At 40.6% G+C, this 13,848-nt stretch carries 13 protein-coding genes; 5 read left to right on the top strand and 8 right to left on the bottom strand.

What is annotated here, in order from left to right; translation table 11 throughout:
• Positions 1-33: 33 nt before the first annotated feature.
• The gene (locus tag V3595_RS02735) at positions 34-375 is read right to left on the bottom strand and encodes a zinc ribbon domain-containing protein YjdM (protein WP_101223017.1); all 342 of its coding nucleotides are present in this window, start codon (positions 373-375) and stop codon (positions 34-36) included.
• A 161-nt stretch (positions 376-536) separates the two neighbouring features.
• Between V3595_RS02735 and V3595_RS02730 the strand changes: the two genes are divergently transcribed.
• The 4 genes from V3595_RS02730 to V3595_RS02715 all read left to right on the top strand — a co-directional run bounded on the left by V3595_RS02730 (position 537) and on the right by V3595_RS02715 (position 5,026).
• On the top strand, positions 537-1,226 hold the full coding sequence (locus V3595_RS02730; RefSeq protein ID WP_458341374.1) for a response regulator transcription factor: 690 nt from the start codon (positions 537-539) through the stop codon (positions 1,224-1,226).
• The gene (locus V3595_RS02725; RefSeq protein ID WP_485905342.1) at positions 1,223-2,227 is read left to right on the top strand and encodes a sensor histidine kinase; all 1,005 of its coding nucleotides are present in this window, start codon (positions 1,223-1,225) and stop codon (positions 2,225-2,227) included. Before V3595_RS02730 ends, V3595_RS02725 begins: the two co-directional genes overlap by 4 nt.
• Positions 2,228-2,328: 101 nt before the next feature.
• Positions 2,329-3,090, top strand: coding sequence for an ABC transporter ATP-binding protein (locus tag V3595_RS02720; protein ID WP_485905341.1), 762 nt, complete (start codon positions 2,329-2,331; stop codon positions 3,088-3,090).
• On the top strand, positions 3,080-5,026 hold the full coding sequence (locus V3595_RS02715) for an FtsX-like permease family protein (protein WP_485905340.1): 1,947 nt from the start codon (positions 3,080-3,082) through the stop codon (positions 5,024-5,026). Before V3595_RS02720 ends, V3595_RS02715 begins: the two co-directional genes overlap by 11 nt.
• 60 nt (positions 5,027-5,086) lie before the next feature.
• Here V3595_RS02715 and V3595_RS02710 read toward each other — a convergent pair whose 3' ends face one another.
• The 6 genes from V3595_RS02710 to V3595_RS02685 all read right to left on the bottom strand — a co-directional run bounded on the left by V3595_RS02710 (position 5,087) and on the right by V3595_RS02685 (position 11,691).
• Positions 5,087-6,151 carry an NAD(P)/FAD-dependent oxidoreductase gene (locus V3595_RS02710; protein ID WP_485905339.1) on the bottom strand — a complete coding sequence of 355 codons (1,065 nt, stop codon included), beginning with the start codon at positions 6,149-6,151 and terminating at the stop codon, positions 5,087-5,089.
• A 240-nt stretch (positions 6,152-6,391) separates the two neighbouring features.
• The gene (gene phnX / locus V3595_RS02705; protein ID WP_485905338.1) at positions 6,392-7,207 is read right to left on the bottom strand and encodes a phosphonoacetaldehyde hydrolase; all 816 of its coding nucleotides are present in this window, start codon (positions 7,205-7,207) and stop codon (positions 6,392-6,394) included.
• On the bottom strand, positions 7,204-8,298 hold the full coding sequence (gene phnW / locus V3595_RS02700; RefSeq protein ID WP_485905337.1) for a 2-aminoethylphosphonate--pyruvate transaminase: 1,095 nt from the start codon (positions 8,296-8,298) through the stop codon (positions 7,204-7,206). Before phnW ends, phnX begins: the two co-directional genes overlap by 4 nt.
• 25 nt (positions 8,299-8,323) lie before the next feature.
• A complete protein-coding gene (locus tag V3595_RS02695) occupies positions 8,324-9,316 on the bottom strand; it encodes an extracellular solute-binding protein (protein ID WP_485905336.1) in 993 nt (330 codons plus the stop codon).
• Positions 9,317-9,329: 13 nt separating this feature from the next.
• Positions 9,330-10,946: an ABC transporter permease subunit gene (locus V3595_RS02690; RefSeq protein WP_485905716.1), complete on the bottom strand. Its 1,617-nt coding sequence runs from the start codon at positions 10,944-10,946 to the stop codon at positions 9,330-9,332.
• Positions 10,939-11,691 carry an ABC transporter ATP-binding protein gene (locus V3595_RS02685; protein WP_101223028.1) on the bottom strand — a complete coding sequence of 251 codons (753 nt, stop codon included), beginning with the start codon at positions 11,689-11,691 and terminating at the stop codon, positions 10,939-10,941. The genes V3595_RS02690 and V3595_RS02685 overlap by 8 nt, the downstream gene beginning before the upstream one ends.
• A gap of 228 nt (positions 11,692-11,919) precedes the next feature.
• On the opposite strand from V3595_RS02685, the gene V3595_RS02680 reads away from it, so the two are divergent.
• Entirely contained in the window at positions 11,920-12,678 is a 759-nt protein-coding gene (locus V3595_RS02680; protein ID WP_485905335.1) for a DeoR/GlpR family DNA-binding transcription regulator, read from the top strand.
• 666 nt (positions 12,679-13,344) lie between these two features.
• Here the strand turns inward: V3595_RS02680 and V3595_RS02675 are convergent.
• Positions 13,345-13,821 carry a methylated-DNA--[protein]-cysteine S-methyltransferase gene (locus V3595_RS02675; protein WP_485905334.1) on the bottom strand — a complete coding sequence of 159 codons (477 nt, stop codon included), beginning with the start codon at positions 13,819-13,821 and terminating at the stop codon, positions 13,345-13,347.
• Between the last annotated feature and the right edge of the window lie 27 nt (positions 13,822-13,848).

Below are 13,848 nucleotides of genomic sequence, written 5' to 3'. Positions count from 1 at the left end.
GGCCTAATCAATGGATTAGGCCGTTTTTTATCATTATACCTTTTTAACAAATTGGGATTTTAATTTCATTGCACCAAAACCATCAATCTTGCAATCAATATCATGATCACCATCAACTAGACGGATGCTTTTGACTTTAGTGCCCATTTTTAAGACGGATGAGCTCCCTTTCACTTTAAGATCCTTGATTACTGTAACGGTATCACCATCGTTCAAGGCATTTCCATTAGCATCTTTGATAACCTTCTTTTGATCACCATTTTCCGTTTCCGCTTCCACCGTCCACTCATGGGCGCATTCTGGGCAAACAAAAAGACTTCCGTCTTCGTATGTATATTCTGAATCACATGCAGGGCAATTAGGAAAATCAGACATAAATTCACTTCCTCCATTCGTTATTGTCAATTCTAATATAATAATGGTTTACATACAACCGGTAACGAGGCAATTACACCTCCTGTTCCTCCCTTCCTCTAGAACCTATAAAGGTTTTACTATATACTTTTAAGAAAAAGCTGGAAAGTGCGGTGAACCCTTTGTTTAAACTACTATTGATAGAAGATGATACGACGTTATTCAATGAAATTAAAGATAGATTGGCGCAATGGTCTTATGATATTTATGGAATTAGCGATTTTAGTAAAGTGGTTCAGGAATTCACGGACATAAAACCTGATTTGGTCATCATTGATATACAGTTACCGAAGTTTGATGGGTTTCATTGGTGCAGAATGATCCGGACCCATTCCAATGTTCCCATCATCTTTTTATCTTCACGTGATCATCCTACCGACATGGTGATGTCCATGCAGCTTGGAGCTGATGATTTTATCCAGAAGCCTTTTCATTTTGATGTACTCATCGCAAAGATACAGGCCACCCTTCGCCGTGTCTATAATTACAATACCGAAAAGATTGAATTGAAAACCTGGTGCGGCGCAACTGTGGATTACGAGAAGAATACGGTATCGGCCGAGACTGGCACAATCGAATTGACGAAAAATGAAATTTTCATCTTGAAAAAGCTCATTGAACAGAAAAACAAGATCGTAAGCCGCGAAGAATTGATCAACAGCTTATGGGATGACAAACGTTTCATAAGCGATAACACCCTTACAGTGAATGTGAACCGTTTACGAAAGAGGTTGGATGAACTGGGTTTAGGGCATTTTATCGAAACGAAGGTCGGACAGGGCTATATCGCCGTGGAAGAGGCAAATGCATGATCAGAAAATATATCGTGGAAAGGTTCAGCTGGATCACATTCTACATACTTCTTCATCTATTCATTATCTTTGTCGCTTTTCTTGATTCGGCCATTCCGCTAAAGCCCATACTGTATATTGTTTTTTTATCATTGCTCATATTCAGTATGTTTTTGATATTCCGCTATAAAAAAGAAACATATTTTTATAAAAGTTTAGAAGCGCGGGAAGACAACCTGGATATAACGAATATAGCCGAACCGGAAAGCCCTTTCGAAAAAATCATAGAAAACAGCATCATTAACCAAACCGAAATATTGAAGCAATCCGCATCAATTGGTCAAATGACTTTAGAGCAGGAGAAGGATGAATTATTATCTTGGATTCATGAAGTGAAGACACCATTGACGGCGATGCATTTAATGATTGACCGCTTGGATGATGAATTGCTGAAATCCCATTTGACTTATGAGTGGCTGCGCATTCACCTGCTTCTTGATCAGCAGCTCCATCAAAGGCGCATGCCTTTCATCGAAAATGATTTGTATATAGAGAAAACCGATTTGGAAACAATAATCTTTGATGAGATTAAAACGCTGCAATCATGGTGCATTCAAAAAGGGATCGGCTTCGACATACAATTGGATGTAACCGAAGTGCTTAGTGATGCCAAATGGCTGGCCTTCATCATGAGGCAGCTCTTGACCAACTCCATTAAATACAGTGAAAACTCAGATATCACGATATATAGCCATGAGCAAGCCGGACAAACGGTTCTTGAAGTCCAGGATTCCGGACGGGGCATTGACCCAAAGGATATATCCCGTATATTTGATAAAGGATTTACATCCACGACAAATCATCGTGACAATGCGGCAACCGGCATGGGTCTATATTTAACCAAGAATGCAGCCGAGTCCCTATTCATCACCATTGAAGTTAAATCAGAGCTTGGAACCGGGACGACCGTTACCTTGACCTTCCCAAAAAGAAATGATTTCGTGAATATCACAAGCATGTGACAAAAGTGTCACATGCTTTTATTCTTTGTTCGTCCAAACGAAGGAAAAGAAATACATGGCCTTTTATAATGAGGATATAGAAAAAAAAGGAGTGTATCCAAATGAATATATTAGAAGCGAAAAAAATCCATAAAAGCTATGGTAATAAATTCAATAAACAAGAAGTCTTAAAGGGTCTCGATATAAGCATACAAGAAGGTGAATTCGTAAGTATCATGGGTGCTTCCGGTTCAGGAAAAACGACTTTGCTGAATGTCCTTTCCTCGATCGATAAAATCAGCAACGGCACCATTACGATCGATGGAAAAGAGATTTCAGGGATGAAAGAAAAGAATTTGGCCGAATTCCGTAAGAACCACCTGGGCTTCATCTTCCAGGAATATAACCTATTGGACACACTGACTGTCAAAGAAAATATCCTTTTGCCTTTATCCATTACAAAAACGCCCAATAATGAAGCGGCACAAAAGTTTGATAGCGTGGCGAAGGAACTGGGCATATATGAAGTGAAGGATAAATACCCAAATGAAATTTCCGGTGGTCAAAAACAGCGTACGTCTGCAGCACGGGCTTTCATCCATGATCCAAGCATCATATTTGCGGATGAACCGACTGGGGCGCTTGACTCAAAATCAGCTTCCGATTTACTGAACAAACTGAGCGAAATGAATCGAAAGCACAAAGCGACCATCATCATGGTAACCCATGATCCCGTGGCCGCCAGTTATTGCAGCCGAGTCATTTTCATTAAAGATGGGCAAATCTATACCCAATTGAATAAAGGTGAAGAATCCAGACAAACCTTCTTCAAGGACATCATGAAAACACAAGGTGTATTGGGAGGGGTTCAAAATGAGCATTAATCAACTCATCTTGCGAAATCTGAAGAAGAATCTGAAGAACTATTATCTGTATGTGTTTGCCCTGGTCTTCAGCGCTTCCCTTTACTTTGCTTTTGTCACCTTGCAATATGACCCAGCGCTGGATAAAGCGGAGGGTACAGTGAAAGGGGCCGCCTCCATCAAGGCTGCATCGATCCTGCTTGTTGCGATTGTTTCCATATTCCTTTTATATGCCAATAGCATTTTCATAAAAAGACGCAGTAAAGAAATTGGCTTATTCCAATTGATAGGCATGACGAAGAACAGGATATTCCGTATCCTGAGTGTGGAAAACCTGATCCTGTATTTCTGTTCCGTATTCCTGGGAATCTTTGTAGGGTTTGCCGCTTCAAAATTGATCATCATGATACTATTTAAAATAATGGGTGTCGAGGCAATTGCGACTCTTAAATTTTCTTTTCAGCCGCTTGTTCAAACCGTGCTCGTTTTTAGCGCCATCTATCTTTTAATCATGTTGATGAATTATGCCTTCATTAAAAGGCAAACCATCCTATCATTATTTAGAGTGACTTCAATGACGGAAGGAAAAGTGAAAAAGGTTTCGATGTTCGAAATGATCATCGGGATATTCGGAATCATCCTGATCATTGCTGGCTATGTCGTTTCATCCAAATTATTCGATGGAGCTTTTACAGAGATGACCGAGCTTTTTATGGCCATGATCTTCATTCTGGCAACTGTCATCATCGGTACCTACCTATTCTATAAAGGATCCGTAAGCTTCATCTTTAATATCGTCCGTAAAAAGAAAAATGGCTATTTGAACATCAATGAAGTATTGTCCCTTTCATCCATCATGTTCCGGATGAAATCGAATGCGATATTATTGACGATCATCACGACCGTTTCGGCTTTGGCGATCGGGTTGTTATCATTAAGCTATATCTCCTACTACTCAGCGGAGAAAATGGCACAAAGCAGTATCCCCACCGATTTTTCGATGACGGATAAGGGAGATGCGGATACATTCAAAGAAGCTTTATCAGACAGTAAAATTGATTATGACGAAAAGGTGATCGATGTCATTCAAGTGGATGTCAATGTAAAGGAAATAATGGAAACGAGCCTCGAAGGAATGAACTTCGATCCGGACATCATGACCGTTCCCGTCATCAGTGATGAATCCGTTAAAGGAATCAACCTCGCCAAAGATGAGACCCTTTTCAGCGGATACAGTAATATGATGGAGAAGGTAATGTCCTTGAAGGATTCCGGAAAGATTGAACTAAAAGGCAAAAATGAAGTGATTCCGCAAACATATATGGGATTGAATGATGATACCTTCCTGTCCTATTACTTCACGAATGGAGGATTGCCCGTTGCCATTGTAGACCAAACGATATTCGACCGTTTGAAAAAGGACCTCGACCCGAAAATCCAAAAAGTATCATCCGTTAATATCGGCATTGATGTGAAGGATGAAGCTGAACTTGAAAAAGCGAATGATCTATTCAAAAAAATGAGTTTTAAAGAAGAACATGTGAATGATTCCCAATTTGAAATGTTCAACACCCAGAAGAAGAATATGGGTCTTATCATGTTCATCGTCGGCTTCTTGGGATTAACCTTCCTCATCACATCCGGCTGCATCCTGTATTTCAAACAAATGGATGAAAGTGAAGGGGAAAAATCCAATTATACGATCTTAAGAAAACTGGGATTCACGCGAGGTGACCTACTAAGAGGAATCCAAGCAAAACAGGTTTTCAATTTCGGCATTCCTTTAATCGTCGGGCTGCTTCACAGTTATTTCGCAGTCCAATCAGGATGGTTCTTATTCGGAACCGAAGTTTGGACACCGATGATCATCGTTATGGCATTATACACGGCACTGTATTCGATCTTCGGAATACTATCCGTATTTCATTACAAGAAGGTCATCAAAGAATCTCTATAATTTCGAAGATACTAAAAGCTCCAAGGCCAATGAGGCCCTGGAGCTTTTTTCCGTTTCCCTTTAAAGTACCCCAGCCGGTTTCATCATTTCCTTGATCAATTCCCTATTGCGCTTTTTAAAGATTTCATTATGGGAAGAAACCATTCCCACTCCGTGAGCGTCAGGCTGGATATATTGCTTTGCCTTGTTTACGGCATTTGCTGCATCTTGAAAAGTACCTGCTATCAGGTTCAATTTACCTTCATGCTTTAAGATATCACCGGCAGCGTATATTCCATCCATCGAGGATTCACTTGCAGGAGTACCTTCAATATAATAATTGTCGGCAATGGCAATGTCCACTTTACTATTTTGAAGCAGCGATGTATCACGCTCATAACCATGATTGATGATGACCTCATCGATCGGCAAGTAAGAAACCTCTCCCGTTGCGTGATTCGTCAGTTCAACATGTTCAATTGATTCATGATCAGCGCAGGCAATCAATTTTGTAATCGTCGTATTCAAGAAACAAACAGCTGAGCTTTCCATCAATTGCCTTGCTTGTGATTCATGACCTGCCAAACTATCTTTCCTGTATGTCAGATACACCTTTTTGGCGATGGGCTCTAATTCATTTGCCCAGTCTATTGCAGAATTCCCGCCGCCTGAAATGATCACCGTCTTATCCTTGAAACGATTGAAAGACTTAACAGTATAGTTTAAATTAGAGACTTCAAACCTTTCTGCCCCGTCTATTTCCAACTTTTGCGGATTCAGGATTCCGCCGCCAACCGCGACAATGATCGTCTTGGAATAGTGCATTTGCCCTGAAGCTGTATGTAAAACGAAGATACCTTCTTCATTACGTGTGATTGATTCCACTTTTTCATTCAAGACGACTGTTGGATTGAATGTTAAACCTTGCTCCACTAACTGCTCAATTAATTTTTCCCCAGTAGTGGGTGTCAGCCCCCCTACATCCCAAATCATCTTCTCTGGATAGACATGAATTTTCCCGCCTAGCCGTGGCTGGTATTCAATCAGTTTAACTTTCATTTCTCTAAGTCCGCTATAAAAAGTGGAGTAAAGGCCTGCTGGTCCTCCTCCAATAACCGTTACATCAAATAAATCCTGCTGTTCCATTTCCGTCCACTCCCCGGTAATCAAGTGTGATTGATTATCATTCTCATTTAATCGTACACTCTTTTCTCACTTTTTACAATAAGCAGTCGAGTTAAATTTCAAAAAAATCATTCATTCTGCACGTTTGTATGAGATTGGAAAAAAGCAATATAATGATGTTCAGGCAAGCGAAAAAAAGTGCAGCAATCCCTCATTCCCACTAAAGGATGAAAGATGCTGCACTTTTTTTGGCACTGAATGTTAGCTTGAACGAGGTCTTTTCCCTTCTGCTATAAGAAGGTTGATGCGATCTATGAGTTCAGGTAGTTCCTCCATCGTTTTGATGGTGAAGTCTGCCCCGTTTTGCATAAATGTGTCTGCCGTTTTAGAGATGAGGTTTTGTTTATCTTGTTCTGGTAAACTTGTATACTCATCCAAACTCAATCCCATCTCAGAGCTTCCGACAATGATTCCGACCGACCATACTCCAGCATTCACTCCCTCTTGCATATCGGAAATGGTATCTCCTACCTTCACTACCTTCCATGATGCCGTTAACTTCAATTCTTCCATATTCCGATATATCATGTAAGGATAAGGCCTGCCAATCGAATCGGTTGCATCCGGAGTTACATGGAAATCCGGCCGATACCCTTTTTGCAAAGCATTTGCTACGACGACCTCCATCATTGTATCCGTATACCCTGTTGTCGACCCAATCTTCAGGCCGCGATTCCTTAATGCTTCCACCGTCTCGATAACCCCTGGAATGGGATCTGTATAATCCGCCAAAGACATCATCAGTGCCGGTTCAAATTCAGCATATAGTTTTTCAACGTCTTCCTCATTGAATGGTCTTCCGTATTGTTCTTCCCATAACGAAGATATCCTTGGCATGGTCAGCATCGCACGAATATGGTCGATTTTCAGCATGCCCATCGGAGCTCTGGCTTCCTCCATCGTCACGTCCAGTCCAGCATTCTTAAAAATATCCACAAAAACATTCACTGGTGCAAAACATCCAAAATCCACAGCTGTTCCTGCCCAATCCAAAATGATTCCCTCTACCTTATTCATACTGTCACCACTTTCATATATTTTTCTACGATCCTGCCAAGTTCCTCGATATCTTCTTCATGGATTTCGCCAATATTGCCGATTCGGAATGTATCTATGTCAGTAAGCTTTCCAGGGTATATTACGTATCCCCTCTCTTTGATAAAATTATAGAAGTCCTCAAAATCAAAGGTTTCAGTTGGAAAAAGGAAAGTTGTAATGATGGGCGATTGTTTATCAGGTGAGATATATGCATGAATGCCCAATTTCCCCATCAGCTCCCTCAGCCTATCATTATTATTTTTATAGCGGGAGAATCTAGCTGGGATGCCGCCTTCTTCAGTTAATTCTTCCAACGCTTTAGCAAACGCGGCCACTACATGTGTTGGAGAAGTGAAACGCCATTTCCCATCCTTGTCCATCTCTTTCCACTGATCATATAAATCCAAGGACAAACTGCGGGCATTGCCTTCACAAGCCAACAATTTCTCAAGCTTTGCGATGACAAAACCAAAACCGGGGATTCCTTGAATGCATTTATTCGCACTGCTGATCAAATAATCAATTCCGAGTTCAGGCACATTCATGTCAACTCCGCCAAAGCTGCTCATCGCATCAATGATCAAGGTTTTCCCTTGTTCCTTTGATATCTTCGAAACCATTTCTATCGGATTTAAAATCCCTGTCGTCGTTTCACAATGAACCATTGCAATATGTGTGATGTCACTATCATCCAGTAAAATATTCCGGATTTCAGCTTCATTTGGAAATTCATTGTACTCAACGCCATATTCCACATGATTCAGTCCGATGCATTCCGCCATTTTCACAATCCGTTTTCCATATGCGCCATTCGTAATGATCAGCACTTTATCGGATTTTGCAAGTGCAGTCGTCAGCACAGATTCTACAACAAACGAGCCGCTTCCCTGCATAAGTACAGCCGTATATTCTCCGTTTGCAGCATATGCCAATTCAAGAAGCTGGGATCTGATTTTTTGTGTGATTTCTTTATAATCATTTTCCCACGTGCAGCGATCAACAAGCATTTCCTGTTTCACCGTACTTGTAGTGGTCAGCGGTCCAGGCGTCAATAGTTTATAGGTATTCATTTTCCTTCACTCCTCACTGTATTCATCATTGTGCTGATTTAAAGAATTCTTGATGCTGTTTTAATAATTCAACCGTTAGGGGCTGCTTATATTTCTTAGGGTGGGCCGGTTTGTTCTTTTCCGTTACCTTTTCACCTTCATAAAGTGCGACCGGGTAATGTTTCAGCAATTCTTCTCTAGCATCTTTACTGATCGTTTCTGCCATTTTCATCGCTAAACTTGTTTTAGCTTCATTATCTTTATTCACGACAGCAACGGATTCCGTGTAAGAAAAATTCCCCTCAACCGGATCAACGAATTTGATCGGTAAACCCGACTCTTTAGCCATCACGGCTTGATAGCGTAAACCAAAACCAGCAGCCACTTCACCTGCTTGAACTTTATTGATTGGACCTGAACCTGAGCTCTCAAGATGCGGACCGCTATTTGATATTAAGTCATGGAGAACCTTTTTCCCCTCTGCGTCACCGTATTGACTGATTATTGCTTGAACTAACAGCCACCCTGTTGAAGAGTCCAGGATATTAGGAATTGAAACGAACCCTTTATATTCCGGCTTTGTCAAATCCTTAATCGAGGTAGGCATCGGCAGGCCTTTTTGTTTAAGCACTTCCGTATTTACAAAAATGGAACCGGTATTTGCCAAAATCGGCGTATAATAGGCTGGATTTTTTTCCAATGCTTTTGTACTGAATGACAGGTCCTTGAACATGGAGTGCTGATCTTGGGCACTTTCGATGAAATAAGAACTCATCGTCACGACATCTGCCTCGATTTCAGCGCCTTCTGCCAGCAGTTTCCCGCCTAATTCTGATGTGCCTAATGATTGAAGGACATATTTCCCTTCGTATCCGGCATCTTTCAGGGAAGTCTCCATTGCTGCAGTGGCTTCTTCATCGCCATTCGTATAAATGACCACCTTTTCCTCATCCGCTTTGCCGCTGTTACGGCCCACCAATACAAATACCAAACTTAGAGCAACTAAAGAAAGTAAGGCTATCTTGATCGTTTTAGACATAATATCCCCCTCATTAATGTTTGAATTGTCTTTTTTGATAATGATCACAAAGCAGCTTCACGACTAGATTTGTAAAAAAGATAAGCAAAGACAGGATGAATATTTCATTGAATTTGGCAAAATGCTGAAGCTCTTTAATTTTACTGGCCACTAATGTGGTTTGGGCCGTGACCAAAAAGATGATTCCGCTGATCGTCACCATACTATTGATGAAATAGTAACTGAACATCTCGATCACCGTAGATGCCGAATTTGGCAGAATGACACGATAGATTGTCCTGATCCAGCTATCCCCCAATAAATTCCCGGTGGTTTCCCAACCAGGGTTCATTTTGGATAAAGAGTTCTTCGCCATTAAATAGGGTGTTGTAAAGAAGTGGACAATGTTACATAGAATGATGATGGCAAAGGTCCCCTTCCAGCTGCTGCCGTTGAACAGCAGCAAATACGATAAGCCCAACACCATTCCCGGTACTGTATTCGTCAGCATCGAAATGACATCCATTGACGATTTCCCCTTAAGGGGCGTCCGGACATTCAAAACCGCAGAGCTAAAGGCGATGAACGTTCCCATTACAGCCGTCATCAAGGCAACGAATAAGGAGTTTTTATAAACTGCCGTTAAATCGCTTGATTGGAATGTGTCGATAAAGTGCTTTAAGGTGAACGAGAGATCGTAAGGGAAACTAGTTAAAAATGGTGCAATGAACATGACCGCAAATACAGAAAACATCCCTATCAAGACCAGCAGCGAGATACCCCCAAAACATATATCCCTTCCTATGTTCTTCGTCAATTCGATATCGCTGAACTTGTCATAATGAAAATTAAGTTTTTCGAGATAGTTTAATAGAAAAACACTGAATACTACCGGAATGAGCATGAGAATGGCAATCACTGCACCATTATTGAAATCAGGGATTGAACCTAGCATGACTTGATACAGTTGCGTCGCAACAACGGAGTAGGTCCCTCCGACTGAAGCCGGTATCCCAAAATCGGTGAAGCTCAAGATGAATGAAAGTACAAAGGCTCCTCCCAAAGTTCCCGATAATGGCCGTATGATCGTATTCATGAAACTTCTTATCCTTCCGTCACCCATTAATTTTGAAACGATGATGAACTTTTTATCCATGTACTTGAAGGAATTATTAATGAGCAGAAAAGCTGATGGCAATGTATAAATCACATAACCTATCAATAATCCATTAAATCCGTATATATCGAATAGATTCCTTCCAAAAATCTTCGTTATGATTCCTTGATTGCCGAAAGAGTAGATGATCGCAAACCCGAACGTGATCGTCGGAAGCAGCATCGGAATAAGGATCCCTGTTTTAATTACACTTTTTAACGGCCTATATAATCGGGTGCAATGGATGGAATAGGCCAGGAAAAAGGCTAAAACGGTTGTAATGACGGCTGTGAGCCCTGAGATTTTCACGCTGTTTCCAAATGACATTATCAGCTCTGCATTTGAAAGGACCGTTAGATAATTCGAGAGATTGATTCCATCAGCGGTTTCAAAAGAACGGACGAACAATATCCCAAGCGGCAAGAAAAGAAAAGCGGCAAATAGCAGTAAGATAGGTATATAAATGACTCTCATTGCCGGTTTTACATCAGGCATACTTTTCACCGAATAAGTTGTAAATATTTTCTCTCTTGATCTCCAGTTGTTTAAGAATGAATTCCTTCACAAAATCATTGGCTGGCTGATTGATGATTTCTTGAGGCGATCCAAATTGAGAAATATTCCCTTGATTAATGATCAAAATCTTATCGGACATCGTCAAAGCCTCTTCCGGGTCATGTGTCACTATGATTGTCGTCAGCTTAAATTCTCGGGCAATGGATTTGATGCGTTCCTTTATCGATTCCTTGATCACACCATCCAAAGCACTCAGCGGCTCATCAAGTAATAGGATTTTCGGTTTCATTACAAGAGTCCTTGCGATCGAAACCCTTTGTTTCTGACCCCCGGATAATTCGCTGATCCTTTTTTTCAAATGCGGTGTTAATTCTAGGAAATCTATGTATTCTTGAAGCTCTTCCTTGGAAACGGATCCCTTCCTGTTCCTCAATCCATAAACGATATTTTCATAGGCATTCAAATGCGGGAAAAGAGCGTAATCCTGGAAAACGATATTAAATCCCCGGTCTTTCATGGGCACGTTACTCAAATCGGTATCATTGAAAATGATTTTTCCATGATTGATACCCGTCAAGCCCAAAATTATATGTAATAAAGTAGTTTTGCCGCTTCCACTTGGTCCTAATAGTGAAACGATCTCCCCCGTTTTAATTTCAAGATTTATATTATCCAAAACTGATTTTCCATCGAATTGCTTGCTAATATTTTGTAATTTTAGCAAACCGTTCACCTCCTTTAATACACCCTTAGTATAAAAGCCATTTGTAAAACGAATTTGAGATTTTTGTAAATACTCTGTAAATATTGAACACTTTATTACTAACTTCATACTAACTTTTGACCAACTGGTGATATTTTTATCATCTATATGTTGAATATGTTCGCGGTAAACAGTACACTTAAACTGAATATCAGGAAGATAGATATGAAGAATAGGCGGGTGTAACTTATGCTTCCTCTTGAAAGGCAAAAGAAGATCATCGAGTTATTAACGATTAGAAAAGTTATGAAGATTGCCGAGCTTACTGAAGAAATGCAAGTTTCCATCGAAACCATCAGAAGGGATATAAACCTTCTTACAAGGCAAGGAAAAATAGAAAAGATCTATGGCGGCGTTAAGCTGGTTCAATCGAAGTTTGGAGAATCGACGATAGATGAACGGATGTTCAGTCAATTAGAAGAAAAGGAATCCATCGCTCAAAAATGCAGTGAGTATATCGACGATGGTGATTGCATTTATATCGATAGTGGTTCGACAACCTATCAAATCGCTAAATATATAAAACAGAAAAAGAAACTGACCGTGATAACCAGTTCGATCCCCGTTGTAAATGAGCTCATTCATAGCGACATCGAGATATTGATCATTGGCGGGAAAGTCAGGCGAAATGAACAATCCATCGTTGCATTTGACTACTTATTCAACTTTAGTGAATTGAATATTACAAAAGCATTCATTTGTGCGAGTGGCATAACCGTTGAAAAAGGCATATCCGACTATAATTTAGAAGAAGCGAACACACGAAAAAAAATCATAGATCTATCCCAAGAAGTCTATGTTGCCGCTGACAGCACAAAGTTCGGGAAAGACGTGACCATCGGGATATCGTCACTGGATAAAATCGATTACATCATTACTGACGATCATCTGCATAAAGATTTCATCTCTTCGTTTAAAGAGACCGGCACACATTTGATTCTTTCTTAAAAGCAAGAAAAAAACGGGAACTATACAATAGTATAATTCCCGTTTTTCAGGTTCGGCGAATGCCAATTGTATTTGGAATGAAGGACGTTTAACCAGTCTAATTTTAGCGATCATCTTCGGGAAATCGTTCAGGGACCAATTAGCTCAAAGCATCACCTTCATCACAACGTTGATTTCCTCTTCAGGCACTCGCTTTCCGCGGGCGGTCCGGGAGCCTCTTCGGCGCTTTTGCACCTGTGGGGTCTCCCCTGACTCGCTTTTCCCGCAGGAGTCTCGCGCCTTCCGTTCCAATCAATATGTTTTAAAAGATAGAACTCCTCTTGTCTACAAACTAGATAATAAAGGAGGTTCGGAATGCTCTCACCACGACCATGCTTTTAAAGAAAATCAGGTTTATCCTACATATTTTATATATATAATGAAAACTATCTAGATTTAAGAAATTTGCGACACTCCTGCCGAATAACTTGCAAACCGTCCCCACAGTCGCTTGCAAGCGAGGAGGCTCGGCAGACAGTCGGAGGAAAGGGAGCGGATTTCTGAAATCAACTGCAACTTGAAATAAAAAAACTGTGTCCTCCATCAATGGAGAGTGAAACTCAGGCTATTTTCATAGCTTTGACTCTGTCTGAATTCCTGCGATCCCATAAAATTGAGCTAAGTATCCTAATGAAAATTCCTTTCATGCTGAAGGAGCCATTCCTTTCTCCATATGCCACCCGCGTAACCAGTTAATTTCCCATTTGAACCTATTATTCGATGACAAGGAATCACGATGCTTAACTTATTTCTGCCATTAGCGCTCCCTACTGCCCTAATGGCTTTTTCATTACCGATCGAAACGGCGATGTCTTTATAGGAACCCGTGTTAGCGTACAGGATTCCTGTTAAAGCGTTCCACACGTTTTTTTGGAAGATGGTCCCTTCAAGTATATAAGGAAATGTAAATTCCCTGCGTTCACCCTTGAAATACTCATCAATCTGACTAAAGCACTCCACTAAAACCTTGGGCGTTTGATCTTGCATAATATTTATCTTTGTATCCCTTTCAGCGAACAGTATGGAACAGATGGCCTCATTCGTTCCTGATATCTCGATAACTCCAATCGGCGATTCATAATCTAATTTATATAATTCAGTCATATAAGGACCTCCATTTCTGTATATGTG

The organism is Bacillus sp. CFBP9009 (assembly GCF_036541465.1).
In the GTDB taxonomy this organism is placed as follows: Bacteria; Bacillota; Bacilli; order Bacillales; family DSM-1321; genus Peribacillus.
The sequence above is the reverse complement of the archived record's forward strand: the minus strand, read 5'-3'. Positions and strand labels throughout refer to the sequence as shown.